Genomic DNA, 21,733 nt, shown 5'->3' with positions numbered 1-21,733 from the left:
AGAGTCGTCTGCGCAGAGGGAAAATCGACAGCAAGGCTAGATCGATTCTCTATAAGCGCGGCTGTCAGAAGATGTAGTCGGTGGTCAGGAAGCTCGATTGACGGTTACGGATGATTTCGCTGATCAACTCCTTGTTGGCTTCCTGGAAGCGGGTCGCGACCAGGGTGCGGATGGAGAACACGCGCAAGGCATCGTGCACCGACAGGGTACCTTCGGCGCTGTTCTTGCGGCCGTTGAACGGGTAGGTGTCCGGGCCGCGCTGGCACTGGGCATTGAGGTTGATGCGCCCGACCTGGTTGGCAAAGATGTCGACCAGGCTGCCGATGGTGGCCGGGTCGTTGCCGAACAGGCTCAGCTGCTGGCCGTAGTCCGAATCGAGCACGTAGTCGATCACGCTCTGCAGGTCGCGATAAGGCACCACCGGCACCAGCGGGCCGAACTGTTCCTCGTGGTACACGCGCATGTCGCGGTTCACCGGGTAGAGCAGGGCGGGGTAGAAGAACGAACCGCGGCTGAGCCCACCACCTTCATTGAGCACCCGTGCACCCTTCGCCTTGGCGTCGGCCACCAGCTGGTCGAGGTAGTCGACCTTGCCCGGCTCCGGCAGTGGGGTCAGCGCAACGCCAGGCTCCCAGGGCATGCCTGGCTTGAGCGCGGCGAGCTTGCGCTGGAACTTGTCGAGGAAGGCGTCGACCACGTCTTCATGCACGAACAGGATCTTCAACGCCGTGCAGCGCTGGCCATTGAACGACAATGCGCCGGTGACGGCCTCTTCCACGGCATTGTCCAGGTCCACCTGTGGCAGGACGATGCCCGGATTTTTTGCATCCAGGCCCAAGGCTGCCCTCAGCCGGTGCGGGCGCGGGTGCAGTTTTTTCAGGTCGCTGGCCGCCTTGTGGGTACCGATGAAGGCGAACACATCGACCTTGCCGCTGGCCATCAGTGCGCTGACCGTCTCGCGGCCACGGCCATAGATGACGTTGATCACGCCCGGCGGGAAACTGTCGCGGAACGCTTCGAGCAGTGGGCGGATCAGCAGCACGCCGAACTTGGCCGGCTTGAACACCACGGTGTTGCCCATGATCAGCGCCGGGATCAGCGTGGTGAAGGTTTCATTGAGCGGATAGTTGTAGGGGCCCATGCACAGCGCCACACCCAGCGGTGCACGGCGGATCTGGCCAAGGGTGCCCTGTTCCAGCTCGAAACGGCTGGAGCGACGGTCGAGGTCCTTGAGGGCATTGATGGTGTCGACGATGTAGTCGCAGGTGCGGTCGAACTCCTTTTCCGAATCCTTGAGGTTCTTGCCGATTTCCCACATCAGCAGCTTGACCACGGCGCTACGCTGTTCACGCATGCGCGCCAGAAACGCTTCGACATGCTCGATGCGCTCGGCTACCCGCATCGTTGGCCAGGCGCCTTGACCTTTGTCGTAGGCGTTTACCGCCGCGTCCAGCGCGGTGAGGGCGGTGTCGGCGTCGAGCAAGGGGGCACTGCCGAGCACGACCTGGCGCTCGCCGTCCGCTTCCTTCAGCCAGACCGGGCTGCGCACCGTGGCCAGTGGCCCGTCCCAGCGCCTGAGTTCACCGTTCACCAGGTAGTCGCGTTGTTCCAGCGGCGCCCCCAGGCGCCAGGTTTCAGGAATGTTCTCGGCGGTTGGAAACAGCGAATCGAGCAGATGTTCCATGGGTACTGCACCTCACATGTCTGGACGGGTGAAACGCTTCAGCAGCGAGCATGCACCCTGGGCAAGAAAAACACCAGTCTGGCTCAATATTGCGCGCACCGCGCCGATACAGGGGCAATCGCCGACACCTGCAGGCTTATGACCTCGACCAATTCCCCGATGACCCACGAACCGACACCGACCACCGGCACGCTGCGTCGCGCCCTTCGCCGCTTGTTGCCGGTCGGCGTTTCCCTGGCCGGTATCGGCGTGTCCATGGCGCTTGGCCATGTGGACATCCAGCGCCAGCAAAGCCAGCAGGACGCAAGCCTGTTCCATTCGCCGCTGTTCTGGTTTGCCCTGACTTGCAGCGGCCTGCTCAGCCTGTTCATTGCCCAGATCAACCGCAAGCAGCGCCAGTTGCAGCAGCGTAACCGCGAACTGCAGCGTTCGCAGGCGCAGCTGGAACGCCTGGCGCATTACGACACCATCACCGGCTTGCCCAACCGGGTGCTGTTCCAGCAGCAGTTGGCCGAGGCCACTGCCGAAGGCCATGGCCTGGCCGTGCTGCTGCTGGATATCGACGGTTTCAAGCAGGTCAACGACAGCCTGGGCCACGCCATGGGTGACCTGCTGCTGCAGCAGGCGACCGCGCGCTTCCTGCAGGAACTCGACACCAGCGACCGGGTATGCCGGCTGGGCGGCGATGAATTCGTGTTCATGCTGCAGGGCACCCAGGGCCAGGTCAGCCACCAGTTGCGCGAACTGCTGCGCTGCCTGCAGCGGCCGTTCGACCTCAATGGCAATGCCGCACTGGTGAGCGGCAGCATCGGCCTGGCCTGGTGCCCGCAACATGGCGCAGACGTCGGCAGCCTGTTGCGCCATGCCGACACCGCCATGTATGCGGCCAAGGAGGGTGGCCGCAACGCCTGGCGCCCCTATCACCCGGACATGACGGCACGGCTGCACCAGCGCCTGGAGCTGGAGCGCAACTTGCGCCGGGCGTTGCAGGATAACGAGTTCGAGTTGTGGTACCAGCCGAAGGTCGACCTGTTCAGCGGTCAACTGGAAGGTGTCGAGGCTTTGCTGCGCTGGCGCGATCCGGAACATGGCCTGATTCCGCCTGGCGAGTTCATCCCGCTGGCCGAACGTACCGGCCTGATCATTCCCTTGGGCGAGCGCGTTCTTGATCTTGCCTGTGCACAGATGGCCGCCTGGCGCGCCGCCGATTGCCTGCCAGGCCCGCTCGCGGTCAACGTGGCGGCGCTGCAGATCGAGCGCAGCGACTATGTCTCGAGCCTGGCGATGGCGCTGGAACGGTACGGCCTGACACCTAACCTGCTGGAAGTGGAAATCACCGAGAGCCTGCTGATGGAAAGCCAGCAACAGGCCTGTGCGGCCCTGGCCCAGCTGCAAGCCATGGGTGTGGCCACGGCGGTGGACGACTTCGGCACCGGTTATTCGTCGCTGGCGTACCTGCGTGCCTTGCCCATCGACCACCTGAAGATCGACCGGGCGTTCATCAAGGACCTGCCGGATGACGACGATGCGGTAGCCATCGCCCGGGCGATCATCGACCTGGGGCATGCGCTGGGCTATCGCATCACTGCCGAAGGCATCGAGACCCAGCAGCAGTATGACTTCCTGCGCAATGCCGGCTGTGATCAGGGCCAGGGTTACCTGCTGGGGCGGCCGATGCCGGCCGCCGAGTTGCAGAAGTGGGTGGCGCGCAACCCGCTCAGGGCGCAAATGCCGCGTTAGTGGCCGGGCACTTTACAGTGCGAGATCGAACAGTTCATGAGCCGGGCGCTCTAGTGCCTGCTGGCGTAGCGGCAGGTTCTGGTCGATCACGGCCAGGCGGCGCCAGAATTCTGCGTGGGCGCGTCTAGGGTGTGATGTGAAAGGTTCAAGGTCGAGCAGCGGCCTGAGGTCTCGTCGATACTGCAGCGGCAGACGTTGCCAGAGCGCCTGTTCAGCGGGGCCAGTGTTGTGGAAAAAATCATCATAGTCGCTGTTGTCTACCAACAGATCGACATCATGCGCTGCGTTGTAGGCCTCGACTTCGTCGAGCATGCGTGGGCTGAGCCATTGGCTTTCAAGGCGCATCGCCCGGGCGACCGGCTGTGGCACCTGAAAGTCGGCAGGTAGCTGTTGCAGCTGGTTGCCGGCCAGGTCGATGGTCACAGGCGTGCTGGTGATGCTGCCCAGCCCGTGCGGCAATTCGGTCAGAGCGCAGTTGTCGAGGAACACTGTGAACAGGCGAGGCATCAGGCTCAGGTCGGGCGCGCGTAGCAAAGGGTTGCCCCCCAGGTCCAGCACGCCCAGGTGGGTGAACTGGTCGAGCATCTGCTGGGCACTGTCATCCCAGGTGATGCGATTGTGGTCGAGGTCCAGCCATGCCAGCGCTTGGGGATTGGCCAGGCGAGGCAAGTGATTGAAGCGGCAATGGCTCAGCAGCAAGCGCTTGAGCCTGGGGAAGCGTTCGTAGAACTCGGCGGGTAATTGGCTCAGGTTGCGATTGCCTTTGAGCGACACGTGTTCGATGTGGGTGAAATCGTCAGGCAGGGCCAGGCTGGCCAGGTCGCGGTCTTCCAGGTCCAGGCGTGAAAGGTCCAGGCTGTAGACCACGACGTTCTGGCCCAGTGGCAGGCGGGACAGGCGTCGCCAGGCATTGATGATGGGGGCGATGGCCTCCTGACGACGATGCGGGTATTGCGGGTCGGGGCGCGACCATTCGCCGAGGTCACGGCGCAGGGTCTCCAGGCGTTGCTCGAGGTTACGCATCTCCAGCGTGGGGGAGCGCCCTTGGCGTTGCCAGTCGTCCATGGCACGGACGAAGTCCTGATCGGTCGCCATGGGGTAGAGTCGGCGATAACGGGTTGCCAGCGGGGCTTGCAGATAGGGGCCACTGGGGACTGCTTCGCGACCACCTTGCAGCCCTGTGCGGCCAATCCGACGCCGTGCGCCCGTGCCCCAGAGGCGCTGAAGCAGTTCGCTGCGACGGGGCTCGGTCCAGTCCAGCACACGCTGACGCAGGGTGTTGCCATCAGTGGTCGAGAAACCCAGCGTGTTGCGCCAGGCAGTTGGCAGAGCCTGTTCGATGGCCCGGCACAGGTCCTGATCCTGGGGCGCCGGGGCGGGGCGCTCGCCCAGGTCGGCCTCATAACCCTCGGTGGACTTGATGACGCGGCAGATCAGGCTGGCCAGGTGCTTACCGCTGCTGTCGAGCAGCGGGCCTTGTGGGCTGCCAGCGCGCAGTTCAAGGCGCAGATCGGCAGGCCATTCGGGGAGGTCATCGAGGTAGCTGAACAACAGCCGTTCACTGTCGGTTGTACCCTGCAAGGGTGCTATCAGCTGTTCCAGCGCGCGTACCAGTGGCCATTCGCGGTGCTGTTGCACAAGCGCTTCGCCCTGAAGCGGCTCGCCCCGCGTACCTGTCGCAATGCGTTTCAAGGTGTCGAGCATCAGCGCAGGCGCGGGCTGGCCTTCAAGGTGCACCTGGCGCAAGCGGGCCGCGTCGACACCGCAGATGCGCCCAGCCAGCTCCAGTTGCTCCGGGGTATAGGCCGCGTAAGCTTCGCCCAGCCGTTTTGCCAGCACCGCGAATGGCCACGCCTGTGGCTGCTCATGGGTAGCGCGCCATGCGCCCTGACCGTTATGCTCCAGTGGCGGTTGGTAAGCGTCGGCTGCATCGGGATGGACGATCCGCCATTGCTGGATGTCGGCATCAAAACGGTGTTGGTAAAGTTGCCCGTCCATGCGCAGGTAATGACTGCCTTCATGCAGGTATTGGCCTTGCGCATTGGGTTGCAGCCCTTCTGGCAGTGTCTGTGGGCTGCGGTAGGCTTCAAGGTCCGGCTGCCACAGGCGATAGCGGCTATCGCTGCAGCGAACTTCCTCCAGGCGCGCCAGCAAGGGACTTTTGAGCAGCTTCGGCACGAGCTGACTGGCCGTTGCCAAACCGCCAATCAAGGCCAGGTTCAGGCCGACGGTTTCCAGGTGCTGCAAGGCCAGGTGGCGGTCGCCTTCGAGCCAGTCTTCATAGCCCTCGTAGACTTCACCCAGTAACTGGCAGGCGGTGACAGCCAGCATCAGGGTACCCACTGCCGGGATGAAGAAACCTGCGACGTTGAGCACGTCCAGGCCAAGGTTTTCCCACTGTTCGAGGCGCTTGGCGCGGGCCTGGGCGTCGGCAACGGCAGTGGGCACTGCAAGCTGTTCGGCTGCGCTTTTCAGGCGGGCCAGGTACAGGTCCTGATAGACGCCGAAGGGTTCGCCGGTGATGGCCTGGAGGGTAGGGTGCAGGTCGGCCGGGCTGGCGTTGTCCAGGTTCTGTTGCAGCAAGTCGAGGAAGCGTGGCTGGTCGGCCTGGCTCAGGTAGGCCCGGAAGCGCTGACGGTTTTCTGGCTGCCGCAGCAGGGTCGCCAGCACCTGATTGACCCCGTCCAGGCCGGTGCAGGCGTGCAGGGCAGGGGTGTCGCCGGGCAAGTGCAGCAACCAGTTGCTGTTGCCGGCATCGATCAGCATCACTTCGTGCAGCACGATGCCGAACAGGGCCAGTTGCCAACACGGCACAGTGCCGTTCTGCAGGAGTCGGCCGACCTGATCGCGTGCCGTGCCGTTCAGTTCGTGGCGTAAATAGGCCAGGTCCGCTGCCAGGCGCAAGCGGTCCTGTTGCACGGCAATGGCCTGTGCGCGCACCTGAGGCGCAGCGAAGCATTGCTGCAGATGAGCCTGGTAGGCCGCACCCAGGTCGAGTTCGCGGCAGCATTGCGCAAATGCCTCAGGCGTGAGTGCGAGGCGCTCGACCTGATACTGCTCCGACGCCAGTGCAATCTGCGCGGTCGGCGTCTGCGGGCCAGTCACTACCCTGCCGTGCACCGTGATGGGCGTCACCTGGATTGCGCCACTGAGGGCGATGGCGCTTTCGGCGGTGAACGACTCGTCATCGGCAAAGTTCTGCAAGGCGGCCTGCAGCAGATTGTCACGACGATGACGGTACAGGAAGCGGGCTACGCTCCAGCTCCAGTTGCGTTCGACACGCAGCAGCTCGCTGCCGCGCAGCGGTGCCGTGAAGCCGAGTTCGGCCAGGCGTGCCTGCAGTTTCGGTTCGGCAAACTGGGTGATCTGCTTCAGCCCCGTGAGCGAACGTGCCAGCCTGGCTTGTGAGCGCAGCAGGCGAGTGTGGCTGGCCTGTACGGCTTCCCGCAGGTCGGGCGCGGCGTTGTTGTACCAATCCTGGTCGAATGCATCGAGGCGCTGGCTTTGATGCAAGGCTTGCCAGTGCAAGGGAGAGGCATGATGGGTCCATGCGGGCAGTTGCGCTGTGATCAGGTCTTCCTGGGGCAAGGCGCTGGCGTGGTTGGCCATATCGAGGCTCCTTTGTTGAAAGGGGCCATCAGGCGGTATTTGCAAGCGCATGCGGTGGTAGTGGGGTAGCGCAACTTTGAATGCGTTGAAACACGGTTGATATATAGCGAAAGCAATACTCGAAGCGCCCCCGCGCGAGGAAATTTGGCGCCATTAATTACGCTATAATGCTGTCAAAATGCCGCTTGCCAAGCAGCGCTCCTGCATCTTAAATTGTTACTGAATATGAAGGCGGCATCCGAAGTTGATAGTTTATAAATCAACACGTTATGCAGGCTTTCAAGCTCCGCTTTATTGTTTTCCTTTCAGCCCCGTTGACAATATCAAAGGACGTCGAAGAAGACATGAAAGAGAACTTGGCGGCTGTGGCGCGAAAAGTGATCTCGCCTTCCATGCGCTACGAGATACGAACCGTTTCAAGCAAGTTACGCGAGCTGCTGGCCCGTACCTGCTTCTGGCGCTGGGAAATCTCGCGTTTCCGGCTGCAGCAGGCCAGCCCTTACGAAATCCTCTACATCGGCAGGAAGCATCAGCGCGAAATGGCCAAGTTGCTGATTGGCGGCAAGGGCCAGCAACAAGCGGCCGAAGCTGGCGAGGAGGCGGCTCCCGCGACGAACCGTCATGTGGTGGTGGTGAGCGAGATGCCGACATCCGGCGCGTTGACGGTACCCCATTACCTGAGCGCCGTGGTGCCGCTGGGGCGTTCGCTGGACGACATCACGGCTCGCTACGACAGTGAACTGCGCCGCAGCATTCGCAAGAATCGCCCGCTCTACCAGATGCGCCAGACAATCGCCGATGACGAGATCGCCATGGCCGATCAACAGTTGCTACGGCCCTATGCCAGTGCCAGGCAGGGCATCCATGCGGCGCAGTTTCCAACCGACGAAGTGTTTCGTCTGGCCAAGGGGGTGGGGCGCCTTGATCTGATTACTTGCGGCGACGAGGTGATCGGCTGCCATCTGGGCTGCGAGATCACGCGCGACGGCAAACGCTATTGGAGCACCCTGCGTTTCGGTTATTGCGAAGCCGTGTTCTCAGACCCGAAAAGGCTGCGCGAGGTCAACTCGATCACCACCTTCATGGCGCTCGAGTGGGCCTTGGCCAACGGTTATGACTATTACGATATCGGCCTTTGCCTGGCGCGGCCGGATGACGGCCTGCTGAAGTGGAAGCGCCGGCGCGGTGGTGATATCGATGCCTTGGGCAACCATGCCTACCTGTTTGTCCGCCTACCTCGCACGGGGACCGCGCAGTTCCTCTGGGATACGCCGTTGTTCGCCGTCGAGGGCAACAAACTGACGCTTCACCTGGGGCTGCCGGAAGGGCCCAGCGATGAGGAAGTCGCCAGCCGTTATCACGAAATGGTCTTTGGTGGCCTGCACAAGATCTACCTCTATGGCGCCAGGAGCAGTAACGAGTCATTCCTGCAAACCCTGCGCAGCCGTTACGCCACGCTACAGTCCCCGCCCATGATGGAAAGGGTTGTCGTTTCCAGCTGAACCGACTTCAAGGCATGCCTGGAGTGCGTGCCTTGCCTCAGACCAGAGACTGGTCACATCGGGAGGGCGTTTCATGGGCAGTGGTATTTCGAACTTCAGTGGCTCTTCGGTTGCCAGCCAGAACACCTGGACCCTGGCGGCCTATCAGCACATCGCGCGCAAGCGCCTGGCACGCAAGGCTGATATCGATATCAAGCGCGTCGCCGAGAAAGTCTGGGATATCGCACCCGGTGAAACAACCGTCTCGCCCCCGGCGTTCTATTTGCCTGACCAGCTGGAGCGGGTAACGGGCTGGGAGGCGAAGCGTTTCTATCCGTATGTGCATCCTGCGCGCACCATGGAAGGCGGAATCACCGTCGAACAGGGGCCGACACGTGGCTACCTGCTCAAGGATGTCTGGCTGATCGACGGGGCGTTGTACAAAGGCAATGCCAGCCATTGGCTGTCGTTGAAACCGAGCCGATTTCCCGGCATCACGGTGGATCACGAAATCGACCGTGGGGCCATCTACTGCACCCAGAACGGCAATACCTGGTTCGGTACCTGGTTGATGGAAGACTGCCCGACCTACGCCCTGGCCTGCGAAGAAGGTGTGCCGGTCACCACGGCGCCGTCGGCGCGCTACCCGCTGTTCACTCAAGGGCCGGCGTACGAGCGCTGGCTGGGCATGCAGCCGCTGCGCACGCGTGGCGCGTTCTTCCGCGAACTGGTGTTGTTCGACGACCTCAGCAACAACCGCAGCAGGTATTCACGTTACCGCGCCATGGGTGACAAGTTGTTGTCGCATGTCGACCCGTCGCCGCACCCGGGGGTGTTCATCCTGCGTGGCAGCGATGGCGACTTGCGCCTGATGCGCAATGAGCTTGAAGTCGCCTCGCACCTGCAGAAACACCGCGGTTTTCGCGTCATCGACCCGATGAAAACCGATGTGCCAGGTATCGTCGCCGCCTGTGCGGGGGCGAGGACGGTGATTGGCGTTGAGGGCAGCCAGCTGGTACATGGGGTCAATGTCCTGCAGCCCGGTGGTTCGATACTGGCGCTGCAGCCGCCGAACCGGTTTGTGAGCTACTACAAATACCTGACGGATCGCGACCATCAGCACTTCGGTTTCGTGGTCGGGACGCCGCAAGGTGAAGGCTTCACCATTGATATCGATGAAGTGGAGCGAACCCTGGATTTGTTCCCTCATTGAACCTCGTATCGTCGGCAACCCACTGCCAGGTATTGCGCCACAACGCAGTCCTGGCAGGTCGCCGAACCCAGCAAATTCAGGCTGGCGGCATTTTGACGAGGCCAGCCACGTCCCATTGAGATTTATTATGGTGTCGGATCATTGACGTAATGTCATTGTGCCCATAAGCTCAAATCAACAGCGATCCAGTCTTCCGCCAAATTAATAACAACGTTCCTCTTTGAAGGTGGCGAATATGCGCTCGACTTTGCTCATCAAGTCTTTCTTCTTATTGATTTTATTGACTGGAGCAGCGCGAGCGGCGGATTCTTACTTATCCGAAAATACCATTGTCCCGCTGTCCACGGCGGGCTGGTTGTTCGCATCCGCGGTGATCGGTTTCATCGCGGTGGCCAACAGAAAGAAGATCTAAGTTGTTTCATTTTTATCGCGATGCCAATGCGTTGACGCTAAAGTGTGGACGTTTACGTTTTTTGGGGTGGGCAATGCTTGTCTATTTTACAGCTGTTGCTATATTCCAGTAGCCAGCGCCCTCGGCGCAAACGGCGGCAAAAAAGGTAGGCAGGGCGGCATCGCGGTAAAGGGCCTCAGGATGGGTGAGGCCGTCGCAGCAAACAGGCTGCGAAGCGGAGCGAGAGGTTCGTCGTTGTACTCATTCAGTGCTCTTAACCTGGGCCGACTGGCCGGAGGGATCCCTCATGGTACGTTTGCTGATGTCCGTTCTCTGCGCCCTGGTGGCATGGTCTGGCACCGCCGCCGCCGACACTACCTCTTCTACCTACCTGTTAAGCCCCGGTGACAAGGTCATGATCTCGGTCTGGCAGGAAGACACCCTGCGTCAGGAAACCGTGGTCCTTCCCGATGGCAGTATCACCTTCCCGTTGGCGGGTCGCGTGGATGTCGCCGGCCTTGAAGCCACCGCCGTGGCGAAAAAAATCGAGACCGCACTGAAACCTTACCTGGCCCAGCCGAATGTCAGCGTGGTCGTCACCAGTACCGCTGGTAATCTGGTATATGTTCAAGGCAAAGTGATCAAGCCCGGCCCGGTGCCGATGGCAGGCCCTACGGCGGTGCTTCAGGCCCTGAGCATGTCGGGTGGAATGGACAAATTCGCCGACGAAAGTGCCATCAAGGTCATCCGCGGCCAAAAGGTCATGCCGGTGCGTTACAAGGATCTGGTTTCTGGGCGTGACATGTCCACCAACTTCCAACTTCAGGCTGGCGATACGCTGGTCGTACCCTGACTCTCCTAATAATTAAGAACGACTTGTGCCTATCAATAAAACGACGAGTGTTGTAACGGCAATCATGATGATGCCGTTCTCCGGGGTGGTTGATGCCGCCAGCTGGCAGTCTTCAGTCGAGGTTCCCACGACTGTCGAGTACGACAGCAACCCATTGCTCCTGACCTCCAAGGAGAAAGGTGTGACGCGTACGATCATTGCGCCTGATTACACCCTGGTGGGTCAGTTCGATCGTGACCAGTTGCGCATGGGCGTGGGTATGCAGGTGCTGCGCTCGTCCGACCGCTCGGTGATGGATGACCGTGAAGACCCGAACCTCAGCCTGGGCTGGCAGCGCGAAACCGAAAGCGGCGGCTTTGGCCTGCTGGCGCAGTACGATGAAAGCTCGACGCTTTCCGGCGCGGTGCAGGACACCGGTGTGGTGACCACCACGGACGGCACCCAGAAGATGTCCAGGCTCACGGGCAACTGGAGCAGCGCGGTCACCGAGCGCAGTACCCTGGCCAACGAACTGCGCTACTCCCATGCCACTTACGACATCAGTACGCTGACCGGTTACGACGAGTACGCCAACGATTTCACCTGGACGTACGCCTTTAGCGAACGCACCGACATCATCACCGGTTTCGAGGCGCGGCGTTACGAACCGGACAGCAGCACCACGGCCATCGCCACCAACAGCTACGTCCCCAGCATTGGCCTGAAGTACCAGTTCTCCGACAGCCTGGTCGGCGCCATGCATGTTGGCGTCAACCAGACTGACGGTGCCGGTACCCAGCGCCGTGGTGAAGGCGGCGCATCGCTGACCTACCGTGGCTCGCGTCACGAGGCCAGCTTCAGTGCCGACCGCTCCACCATGTCCAACGCCGAGGGCGGTGCAGCCGAGATGGACATGGTGCGTGGCAGCTGGAGCTACCTGCTCACTGAAACCACCCGGGTCGGCGCAGACGCCTGGTGGCAGGACAGCAAAGGGCAGAACCCCAACACCATGCAGACCTACAGCGTGTGGGCCAGCCGGGCGTTTTCGCCGGCCTGGGACCTGCGCTTTTCGTTGCTGTACAAGGAGCGTCAACAAAGCGGCCTGCCCAATGCCGACGCTACTATCGCGGGTTTGACGCTGACGTATAGATACCCCGACATCTGAACTCCGGATTGGTGGCCACTATGAAATCTGAGTACGAGCTTTCTATCAAAGATTACATCGCCATCATCAAGGACCGAGCCTTGTTGCTGGCGATCGTCATAGTGGTCGTGGTGGCCGCCACCATCGGGGTGGCGATCAGTGTGCCGCCGATCTATCAATCGACCGGGACCATTCTGGTGGAATCGCAGCAGATCTCCCCGGACCTGGTCTCGGCCGGCAACAACACCTTTGCCGATGAGCGTATCGAGGTCATCCGCCAGCGGGTGATGACCCGCGAGAACCTGGCGCGGATCATCGAGAAGTACAACCTGTTCGCTGACCGCGGCAGCCGCTTCAGCGAAACCGACAAGATCGAGCAGATGCGCAGTGCGATCGTGGTCGCCACGCTCAGCACGTACGTCAAGGGGCGCGGCGAGGCCACCGTGGCCTTTACCGTATCCTACGAGGACAAACGCGCGGACGTAGCCAAGGAAGTGGCAGACGAACTGGTGTCGCTGTTCCTCAACGAGAACATGAAGCAGCGTACCGAACGCGCCACCGAAACCACCGAGTTCCTCTCCCAGGAAGCTGACAAGCTCGGCGCCGAGCTGGCCGACCTGGAAAACAAGCTGGCGGACTTCAAGCAGGCGCATTCCAATGCCTTGCCTGAAAACCAGCAGTTGCGCATGAGCATGTTGTCGCGCGCGGAACTGGAGTTCCGTGAGGTGGACCGTGACTACAAGGCTGCGCAGGAAGAACTGCGTTATCTGGAACTGGAACTGGCGGCGGCCAACTCCGGCGTGCCGACCCAGGCGGCCAATGGCAGGGCCGTTGCCCCAGACCCTCAGGATCTGCCAGGGCTGAAGGCCGAATACGCCCGACTGCTGACCAAATACACCGAAGCGCACCCGGACGTGGTGGCGATCAAACGCAAGATCGACGCGCTCAAGGCAGCGGGTAACCAGGGTATTGCCGTAGCGGCTGGCGGCAACCTCGACGCCGCACGCGTACGGACCAAGATGGCTGCTGCGCAGTCGCGCATCGCCTCGCTGGCCGATCAGAAGCGCCAGCTGACCACCAAGATCGAAGGCTATGAGGCCGATATCCTCGAGGCGCCGCAAGTCGAGCGCGGCCTGGTGACGCTACTGCGTGACCATGACAACGCACGCAAGAAATACGAAGAAATCCGCAACAAGCAGATGGGCGCGAAGATCACCGAAAGCCTCGAGCAGGAAAACAAGGCCGAGCGCTTCGTGCTGTTGGAGCCGCCGCTGATGCCGGAAAAACCGGTCAAACCCAACCGCAAGAAAATCGTCGCCCTTGGCCTGGTGCTGGCCCCGGCCGCTGGCGGTGGCCTGGTGATGCTGCTGGAAATGCTCAATCAGCGCGTGCGCGGTGTCGGTGCCCTGGAAAGCGTGCTGGGCCGGCGCGTGCTGGTGGCGGTGCCGTTTATCTCGACCAAGGCGGACAAGGCCAGGCGCAAAAGGCTGTTGTCGATGATGATCGGTACCGGTTTGCTGCTGGTTGCTATCCTGTTGGTGGGCGTCCACATGTTTTACATGCCTTTGGACCTCCTGCTTTTCAAAGCTATGGCTCGGTTTGAATAGGGAGCGCAGCGATGGACAGAAGTACGCCGGCTATTGGTAAGAACATTCACCAGGTTTCGGCTGCCACGTCAGAGACGGCGCAGGTGCCTTCGGTCATGCCGAAGTCTGGTGAACTCGGGCAGTTCGATTACGTTCAGACCAAGGTGGTGCCGCTGAATGCGGAACACCTGGAGCGTAACCGGATTGTTTCGTTCAACAAGAACTCGAACATGAGCGGGGCGATCGACTTGCTGCGCACCCAGGTGCTGCAGGCCATGGAGGACAATGGCTGGCGCACGCTGGCGATCACCTCGCCAACGCCCGAGGCGGGCAAGACGGTACTGGCCGTCAACCTGGCCATGAGCATCGCCCATCACACCAACAAGACCGCCTTGCTGGTGGACTTCGACCTGCGCCGCCCACGGGTTGGCAGCAGCCTCGGCTTGCCGATGGAGAAGGCGCTGAACGACGTGCTCAACGGCAAGGCCTGGCTCGAAGAGGCGCTGGTCAACCCGACACTGCCACGCTTTGTCGTGCTGCCGACCCGCGAGCCGGTACCGATGTCCACCGAGGTGCTGTCATCGGCCAAGGTGAACACCTTGATCGGCGAGCTGCGCGACCGCTATGACTCGCGGATCTGCATCTTCGACTTGCCGCCACTGCTGAGTTCGGACGACGCGATCACCGTGCTGCCGAAGTTCGACTGCGTGCTGCTGGTGGTGGCCAATGGCATGAACAGCAAGAAGGATATCGAGGATTGCCTGTATCACCTGGCTTCATCGAACCTGGTGGGGGCGGTGTTGAACAAGGCGGATGAGCAGCCGCGGACTTACTACTGAGGGTTGGCCCCTTCGCGCCGAGCGGGTGCGAAGGGGCTGGCTGTCATTTCCAGGGATACTTCAGCTCCCACTCCCACGCATGGTTCACGATCACCTCCAGTGAACTGAACGCAGGCTGCCAGCCCAGCATTGACCTGGCTTTTTCAGCATCTGCCACCAGCCGGGGCGGGTCGCCAGCGCGGCGTGGCGCTTCGATGACATTGATCTGCCGCCCGGTCACCGCGCGTGCAGTATCGATCACTTCCTGCACCGAAAACCCCAGCCCGTTACCCAGGTTGAACGCCGTGGTCGCGCCGTCGGCCAGCAGGTGCTCCACGGCCAGCGCGTGTGCCGACGCCAGGTCGGCAACGTGGACATAGTCACGGATGCAAGTACCATCGGGGGTGTCGTAGTCATGGCCGAACACGGTCACGGCCTCGCGACGCCCAGAGGCGGCCTGCAGGATCAGTGGAATCAGGTGGGTTTCCGGCTCATGGCATTCGCCCAGCTCGCCGTCCGGGTCAGCACCTGCCGCATTGAAATAACGCAAGCTCACCGAACGCAACCCATACGCCCGGTCGAAGTCTTCGAGCATCTGTTCCACCATCCATTTGGTGCGCCCGTAGGGGTTGATCGGCACCTTGGGGTGTTGCTCGTCGATGGGCACATATTGAGGGTCGCCGTATACGGCGGCACTGGAGGAGAAGATCAGCCGCTTGATGCCCGCCCGGACCATGGCCTCCAACAGGCTCAGGGTCGCGCAGACGTTGTTCAGGTAATACTTGTCGGGGTCGGCCACCGATTCGCCGACCTGGATGAACGAGGCGAAGTGGAACACCGCATCGAAGTGATAGTCGCTGAACAGGGCGTCCAGCGCGTGGCCGTCGGCGATGTCCAGGCATACCCATTCGATGCCGGGCGCCGGCGCCTCAAGGTCTGCCACCACCACCTCATGGCCGGCACGCAGCAGGTGCTTGACCATGTGTGAGCCGATATAACCTGCACCACCGACAACCAAGTACTTCATCCAATCCTCCTGGAGCAGACGCAGCGTCGAATGCCTGGAATACAGGGCTTCAATGACTGTAGATGGCGATATGCCCTATTTCAAGAACAGCCAGTTGGCCATGTGCTGGCCATCGAAGGTGATCAGGTAGCGCCCATCCTTGTAGCTCGCGGGCAGGGCATTTTCCTGGCCATCGCTGCTGCGGCTGTAGAGTTTCAGGCCCGCTGGCGCCTTGATGCTCAGGCTGCCTTCGAGCGGTTCGACACGGAAGGGGGTGACGTCCTCGGGCCTGGGGATGGCGCGGCTGCCCAGTGAAACGAGCAGGCTGCGCGACTGGGCGAGCGGCTTGCTGTCCAGGCTCTGCACCACGACGCTGGCATAGCCGGTTTTCAGCTGGACCTGGATATCGCCCACGCTGAGCGATTGGCCCCCCAGCCAGCCAGTCGCCGCTTGCGTCATGGGCGTATTGATGGTGTAGAGACCTTGCTGCCAGTTGTGGCGCAGCTCGCCGCTGTCGCTGACGGCTTCGCTGGCGCCGGCATCGATCAGGGACTGCCCTGGGTCTTTCAGCACCTGCGCGTCGGCGGGCAGCGCGGCGGCCTGCAGCCACGGCAACTCCGGGGTTTGCGGCATGGCGATCTGCAGGCGGCCTTTCTCCATGGCGGTGCGCAACATCACCGAGTTGGCCGGTGAGATGTCCTGGTTGAACAGGGTCGCTGCCGTGGGTGCGAACACGTAGCGGGTCTTGGCCTGGTGCACGTCCTGGCGCCGATAGAGCAGGGCGGCGGCGGGGAGGGTGGCGATCAGCCCCGGGTCGTTGTAGGCATTCCAGTTGTCGGCCCGGCGCCACTGTTCGAAGAACGCCTGCTGGCTGTAGGCGTATTGCATGATCGCGTCCCAGCTCTGGTGGCTGCCGGTGCCGGCCACGTAAAGTGGCAAGGTGTGGCGGTCGGGCAGGGGGAAGGGTTCGGCGTTCCACTCGGTAACGGTCATCGGCTTGCCCAGTACCTGGGCCGCGCCCAGCCAGTTGATCATGCCGTCGCTGCTCAGCGGGTTCTTCTCCAGCTGGCCGAGGCCGCCGTAGCTGTGCGCGTCGATCACGTCACCCGCAGTCAGCGCAGGCAGCGAGGACAGGCCATTGAGGCCCCAGGTGCTGGTGGTGGCGATCGGTACCTTGACCCCCAGCGTGCGCAGGTAGCCGATCATGTCGGCATAGAAGCGCTGCTCCAGGTCGTTGAGGAACAGCTTCGACGGGCCGTGCTCCCAGGCGCGCCAGGTCTTGTCCGCCGGCAAGTCGTGGCGCTGGGCGAAGGCCTTGGCCTGGTCCATGTACAGCCGGCTGTGCTTGGGCACGTCCTTGTCGGGCAGCAGCGCATTGCCGAAGTGGTGGGTGACGTCGTTCTCGTTGGTGATCAGCACCGCGGCAATCGCCGGGTCGTCCTTGTAGGCGAGCCCGGTGTAGCTGTTCACGTGGGTCAGGTATTGCTCGGCAAAGCGCTTCAAGGCCTGCTGCATGGTCACGTTGACGAACAGGTAGCCCTTGAGGCCGGCGACCGTATGGTCCTTGGGCAGCTCGTCGAAGCCATAGATGTTGTCGGCGGCAGTGAGCGGCCGCGACACATGCAGGTCGAGCCAGACATAGATGCCTTCGTCCTTGAGGCTCTTGATCCACAGGTCGATCTTTTTCAGCGACTCGGCGCTGAGCTGCTGGGTGTCCTTGATCTTCAGCAAGTCACCGAAGATGTTGGGGGTCACCCAAGGGGAGTCGTGGTGGTGCAGGCGCACGAGGTTGAAGCCCAGGGCTGACAAGCGCTTGGCCTGCAGCTTGATTTCCTCGTCAGGCGTACGGAACAGCGCATAGGCCGACAGGTTGGTGCCCCAGAAGCGTACCGGGGTGCCGTCGGCGAACACCAGCTGTTCACCATCGGCCTTGACGAAGCCGCGCTTGCCAGCCGGTTTCTCCGCTGCATTGAGGAACGACAGGTCGACCGGTGAAGTGCGCCAGTCGAGCTGGTCATCCGGCCATGCCGTGGGGTCGGTCATGCCAAAGCGTTCGGTGGCGGTCTGGCCGATGGTGATATCCCCGGTCACGCTCAGCTGTGCCTTGATCTGCTGTTGCCCAGGCTTGATCGGGTCGGTGTAGAAGAAAGTGCGCACCTGGTCGGTGTTGCCGCGTTCGAAATAGACCTTGGCCAGCGGTGGATCGAAGCGCATTTCCACGTGTGGCCCTTGTGGGTTCTTGCCCCACGCCCAGCCGCGGTTATCGGGCAACAGCACCGGGTCGCCCATTTCTCCGGCAATCAGCGTGGGGTCGAAGCGCCAGACGATACCGCCGCCCATCACATCGCTCTGCCTGCTGTGCGCCTGCAGGTCGAAGTCCCAGGTGAGGGTTTGCGCCTGGGGCTTGTGGATGTTTGCCTTGAGGTCGAAGTCCAGGTCCTTGTTGGTGCCGGTCAGCGTGTAACGGTAGGGCCCATCGACCTTGAGCGTCGGATAGAACCCGGTCCAGCCCCAGTTCGCGCCCCAGAAGTCGAAGCTGGGCACGAAGGCCAGGCCACCCCCATGGGTCAGCGTGGGCAGGCCGTTCTGTTCGTCGACACGCACGACCCAGTCGGATGCCCAGGCGCCCATTGGCAATGCCAGCAGGCCGACCAGTAGCGATGTGCGGGTCCATGTACACAGGGCAAGACTGGGCATTGAGCTACCTCGGTTGAAGGCTGATGGTGGTCACCTGACGGGTTTCTTCAGTGGCTTGTCGGCGCATCATCTGCAGGTAGGCGACGCTGAGCCCGGCAATTGACCAGTACACGATCGGGATGACGGTGATGCTGCTGACGGTGAAAATGGTGACCAGGATCCCCAGCAAGGTCGCCAGCAACACCCGCCCCAGCAGGCGATACGGGTCGGCGTTGTCGCTGATCGCGCGCATCGTCCTGTGGATGCCCAGCAAAATGCAGGCGAAAAAGCCCAGGAACAGCCCCAGCCCCACCAGGCCGATGCGCAGGGCCAGGCCGACGTAGGTGTTGACGATGTCGATGATGCCTTCGCCCTGGATCATCGATTGCATTTCCGGGGTGCTGCGGTAATCGAAGGAGCCGAACAGCGGGTTGCGCTGGATGACGATCCACGAATTGTCGAGCAGGCGTTGGCGGTAGGTGATGTTTTCCGTGTCCACCTTGCCGATGAAGGGCAGCAGGTCGAGTATCTTGTCGCCACCGGGCAAGACACTCAGCAACGGTATGCTCAACACGCCGGCCAGGGCCAGCAACGCCAGGCGCGACACGGCGTGCCTGCCCAGCGCGATGAACACCACCACGATCACGCCTGCGCCTATCCACGGGCCGCGCGAGAGCGGGGCAAACAGCCCGGCGGCCAGCAGCAGGGCACCCATGTAGCGGTGCGCAGGCCGTTGCACGAAGTGCTGCACGAACAGGAACAGACCGATGGCCACGGCCATCACGTAGCCGAGCACGATGGCCTGCCCGGTGGTGACGCTGGCACGCAACGAGCCACCACGGCTCAGGTAGGCTTTCATGTCCCATTGCAGGCCCAGGGCATCGATCAGGGCGTTGTACAGCAGCCAGTGACGGACATACTCGGCAACCCCGAGCAGCGCCAGGAGGAAGCCAACCAGGACGAACGCGAGCATGGCGTCCTTGAAGTCACTGAGTTCACGCAAGCCTCGGCTGGCCACGTAATAGGGCAGGAACACATCGATGTACAGGCTCAGCACCTGGCGCAGCGTGTCGGTAACGGTGGTTTCGCGCAGCGCCAGCGCGCTGGTCAGTACCAGGCTGGCCAGCAGCAGTTTGTCGGGCAGCAGGCGGCCGAAGCGAATGCTGTCGCTTTGCTTGCGCAGCACCAGCGCTGCTGGCAGCAGCACGCACAAGGTCAGGACGCGTTGGTGGTTGATGTCGAACAGGTAGTTGATCACGCCAAAACCGGGTATTTCGGTCATCGCTGGCGGGATCAGGAACAGCAACAGGAAAAACAGCGCCAGCGGGTTGTGCTCGCGGCGCCTGGCGACCAGCAGGATGACCGTGGCGGCGCCGGCATACAGCCAGAAGCTGTGGGCAAAAAATGCCGCCAGGGTCAGGACAAACCACACGTTGCGGCGTCGCTTGAAGTCCGCCAGGGGGATCAGGTCCGTTGCCGGACGCCGGGCCATGAAGAAAACCACACTGGCCACAAGCAAAATGACGACCAGGGCTCTTAAATGTTCAGGCATGGGTTGTAGGCACCTATCCCTCGGTGGACTGGATGGAGGCTAGCATCGTGGCTAAATGAAACTATAGTGACTTCTAGCCATTCGGTCAGAGATTGAAGTCATGCAGTCGATTGAAATTGTGGCGAAGCGAAGCTTTCAGCACAGGCGCGTGGCACTGGTTGTGCCTATGATTGCGACAGGGGCACGCTGTGCCGCGCTGTCGACGTGCTTTTTCGATTGACCCTGATGGTCGCCCGACAAGGCCCGCAGCAGAGCGCGGGGCATAATAAAATCAATGGTATGGGGCTGTGATCATGGGGAAGCTGCAGTTTTGTACTCCCTTGCTTGGGCGCAGGGGCTTTATTCGCAGTTGTGTCTTGTTGAGTGCCGGGGCGGCCGTGTTCGGTGTCTGCGCCAATGCCAACGCATCGCGTAAACCTGAACCAAAAGGCGGCTTCGTCATCATCAATGGCTGGGTATTGCCGGTTGGCTACTTCCAGGACGGACGCTCATGATCAAGGACTACGAGGCCGACAAGTCCCTACGTGACATTTACGACTTCTGCATCATCGGTGCAGGCCCGGCGGGGATCACGCTGGCCTTGCGCCTGGCCGATGCCGGGTGGAGCGTGGCGTTGCTCGAAGGCGGCGGGCGTGAGTACACACCGCGCTCCCAGGCGCTGTACAAGTGCACCTCCACTGGCCTGGAGCTGTACCCTGGGGAAGCCCGCCTGCGTTACCTGGGCGGCACCTCCAATCACTGGATGGGGCGCTGCCGGCCCTTCACGGCTTCCGATTTTGCCGTGCCCCCGCCGGTCGACATGCCCGGTTGGCCGATCCCCTACGCTGAAATCGAGCGCTATCTGCCGGGTGCCATGGAGATCGTCGACCTGCCCCAGGGCGCGGAGTTTCGCGCGGTGAATCCGGGCCTGAAAGGTGGCGATTTCGATGCCGACCGTTTCCTGCTCAGCCCGCCAACACGTTTTGCGCAGAAATACGCCGCGGCGCTCGACGAAACGCCTGGGCTGGATGTGTTCATCAACTGCAACTGCGTCGACCTCCTGTTCGATCAGGCCCACGGTCAACTGAAAGCTGTTCAGGTGTCCGATTACGACGGCAAGCGTCAGCCGGTCACCGCGCGCAACTTCATCTTGGCCATGGGCGCCATTGAAAACGCCAGGCAGCTGCTCAACAGCCAGTCGTTGGCGCAGGCGGGCATCGTGCGCAAGGAGGGCCTGGTCGGTCGGTGCTTCATGGAGCACCTGAATATCGACATGGGCAAGTTCATCCTGCGCAGCGGGGAGGACGCCGAACCGCGCCAATACTTCACCACCGATGCCTTCGTCGCTGAATACCACGCTGGCAAAGGCAATGTTCTGGCGTCTGTGCTGGAGGATGTGCGGACCTACGGCCGCACGGCCGAAGTGAAGCACTTCCTGGAAACACTGGCCTGTGAAATGGGCGTGGCCAGCAAGATCGAATTCGTGGCCAAGTTCAGCTGCCCGGGCGATGGCGTGATCACCACGCTGATCGAGCAGTTCCCCAACGTTCAGAGTCGTATCTCGTTGCTCGACGAAAAGGACGAACTGGGCGTGGCCAAGGTCAATGTCAACTGGGTATTGAGCGCCGAGGACCGGCACACCATCAAGTGCATCGGCAACGAACTGGCCAAGCAGTTCGCCGAAATGGGCCTGGGTTTCATCAAGCTCAGCGATTACGTCTACGACACCAGCCTGCCGCTGGTGTTGTCGCCGCATGCGCATCACATGGGCACCACGCGGATGGCGGCCGCCGCCAAGGACGGCGTGGTCGATATCAACTGCAAGGTGTTTGGCACCGAAAACCTCTATGTCGCCGGCAGCAGCGTGTTCGCCACCGGCGGGGCTTCGAACCCGACAATGCCACTGCTGCAATTCGCCTTGAGGCTGGCCGACCACCTCAACGAGAAGATGCGCGCGGCAAAGGGGGCGGCAGCCTGAGCTCGTTGAACTGAAGTCGCGGTGTGTAAGGGTTGAGTGCAACA

The 21,733-nt window shown here is 61.9% G+C and carries 15 protein-coding genes; 10 read left to right on the top strand and 5 right to left on the bottom strand.

The window, feature by feature from the left end; all coding sequences use genetic code 11:
- Positions 1–64: 64 nt before the first annotated feature.
- Positions 65–1,684: an NADP-dependent glyceraldehyde-3-phosphate dehydrogenase gene (locus ABE528_RS09365; protein WP_346652759.1), complete on the bottom strand. Its 1,620-nt coding sequence runs from the start codon at positions 1,682–1,684 to the stop codon at positions 65–67.
- A 138-nt stretch (positions 1,685–1,822) separates the two neighbouring features.
- Between ABE528_RS09365 and ABE528_RS09360 the strand changes: the two genes are divergently transcribed.
- Positions 1,823–3,424, top strand: coding sequence for an EAL domain-containing protein (locus tag ABE528_RS09360; RefSeq protein WP_346652758.1), 1,602 nt, complete (start codon positions 1,823–1,825; stop codon positions 3,422–3,424).
- Between the two features lie 12 nt (positions 3,425–3,436).
- On the opposite strand, the gene ABE528_RS09355 is transcribed toward ABE528_RS09360, so the two are convergent.
- Positions 3,437–7,033 (bottom strand): leucine-rich repeat domain-containing protein, encoded by a 3,597-nt coding sequence (locus ABE528_RS09355; RefSeq protein WP_346652757.1) that lies wholly within the window; start codon positions 7,031–7,033, stop codon positions 3,437–3,439.
- A 344-nt stretch (positions 7,034–7,377) separates the two neighbouring features.
- Between ABE528_RS09355 and ABE528_RS09350 the strand changes: the two genes are divergently transcribed.
- The 7 genes from ABE528_RS09350 to ABE528_RS09320 all read left to right on the top strand — a co-directional run bounded on the left by ABE528_RS09350 (position 7,378) and on the right by ABE528_RS09320 (position 14,519).
- Positions 7,378–8,535, top strand: a complete 1,158-nt coding sequence (locus ABE528_RS09350; protein ID WP_346652756.1) for a hypothetical protein — start codon at positions 7,378–7,380, stop codon at positions 8,533–8,535.
- A gap of 73 nt (positions 8,536–8,608) precedes the next feature.
- Entirely contained in the window at positions 8,609–9,727 is a 1,119-nt protein-coding gene (locus ABE528_RS09345; RefSeq protein WP_152955178.1) for a glycosyltransferase family 61 protein, read from the top strand.
- A 235-nt stretch (positions 9,728–9,962) separates the two neighbouring features.
- Positions 9,963–10,139, top strand: a complete 177-nt coding sequence (locus ABE528_RS09340; RefSeq protein WP_178120038.1) for a hypothetical protein — start codon at positions 9,963–9,965, stop codon at positions 10,137–10,139.
- A gap of 286 nt (positions 10,140–10,425) precedes the next feature.
- Positions 10,426–10,971 carry a polysaccharide biosynthesis/export family protein gene (locus tag ABE528_RS09335; protein ID WP_152955175.1) on the top strand — a complete coding sequence of 182 codons (546 nt, stop codon included), beginning with the start codon at positions 10,426–10,428 and terminating at the stop codon, positions 10,969–10,971.
- Between the two features lie 25 nt (positions 10,972–10,996).
- A complete protein-coding gene (locus ABE528_RS09330) occupies positions 10,997–12,115 on the top strand; it encodes a hypothetical protein (RefSeq protein WP_346652755.1) in 1,119 nt (372 codons plus the stop codon).
- 20 nt (positions 12,116–12,135) lie between these two features.
- Positions 12,136–13,701 carry a Wzz/FepE/Etk N-terminal domain-containing protein gene (locus ABE528_RS09325; RefSeq protein ID WP_346652754.1) on the top strand — a complete coding sequence of 522 codons (1,566 nt, stop codon included), beginning with the start codon at positions 12,136–12,138 and terminating at the stop codon, positions 13,699–13,701.
- Positions 13,702–13,712: 11 nt separating this feature from the next.
- The gene (locus tag ABE528_RS09320) at positions 13,713–14,519 is read left to right on the top strand and encodes a CpsD/CapB family tyrosine-protein kinase (protein WP_346652753.1); all 807 of its coding nucleotides are present in this window, start codon (positions 13,713–13,715) and stop codon (positions 14,517–14,519) included.
- A gap of 43 nt (positions 14,520–14,562) precedes the next feature.
- Here ABE528_RS09320 and galE read toward each other — a convergent pair whose 3' ends face one another.
- The 3 genes from galE to ABE528_RS09305 all read right to left on the bottom strand — a co-directional run bounded on the left by galE (position 14,563) and on the right by ABE528_RS09305 (position 19,732).
- Positions 14,563–15,525 carry a UDP-glucose 4-epimerase GalE gene (gene galE, locus ABE528_RS09315; protein WP_346652752.1) on the bottom strand — a complete coding sequence of 321 codons (963 nt, stop codon included), beginning with the start codon at positions 15,523–15,525 and terminating at the stop codon, positions 14,563–14,565.
- A 75-nt stretch (positions 15,526–15,600) separates the two neighbouring features.
- A complete protein-coding gene (locus tag ABE528_RS09310; RefSeq protein ID WP_346652751.1) occupies positions 15,601–18,201 on the bottom strand; it encodes a glycosyl hydrolase family 5 in 2,601 nt (866 codons plus the stop codon).
- Between the two features lie 4 nt (positions 18,202–18,205).
- Positions 18,206–19,732, bottom strand: coding sequence for an O-antigen ligase family protein (locus ABE528_RS09305; RefSeq protein WP_346652750.1), 1,527 nt, complete (start codon positions 19,730–19,732; stop codon positions 18,206–18,208).
- 293 nt (positions 19,733–20,025) lie between these two features.
- Here ABE528_RS09305 and ABE528_RS09300 point away from each other — a divergent pair, with 293 nt between their 5' ends.
- Positions 20,026–20,226 carry a hypothetical protein gene (locus tag ABE528_RS09300; protein WP_346652749.1) on the top strand — a complete coding sequence of 67 codons (201 nt, stop codon included), beginning with the start codon at positions 20,026–20,028 and terminating at the stop codon, positions 20,224–20,226.
- Positions 20,223–21,689 (top strand): GMC family oxidoreductase, encoded by a 1,467-nt coding sequence (locus ABE528_RS09295; RefSeq protein WP_346652748.1) that lies wholly within the window; start codon positions 20,223–20,225, stop codon positions 21,687–21,689. The genes ABE528_RS09300 and ABE528_RS09295 overlap by 4 nt, the downstream gene beginning before the upstream one ends.
- The last annotated feature ends 44 nt before the right edge of the window (positions 21,690–21,733 follow it).

The organism is Pseudomonas sp. TWI628 (assembly GCF_039673865.1).
Classification (GTDB): domain Bacteria; phylum Pseudomonadota; class Gammaproteobacteria; order Pseudomonadales; family Pseudomonadaceae; genus Aquipseudomonas.
Note: the sequence above shows the minus strand (reverse complement) of the source record. Positions and strands in the feature narration are given on the sequence as shown.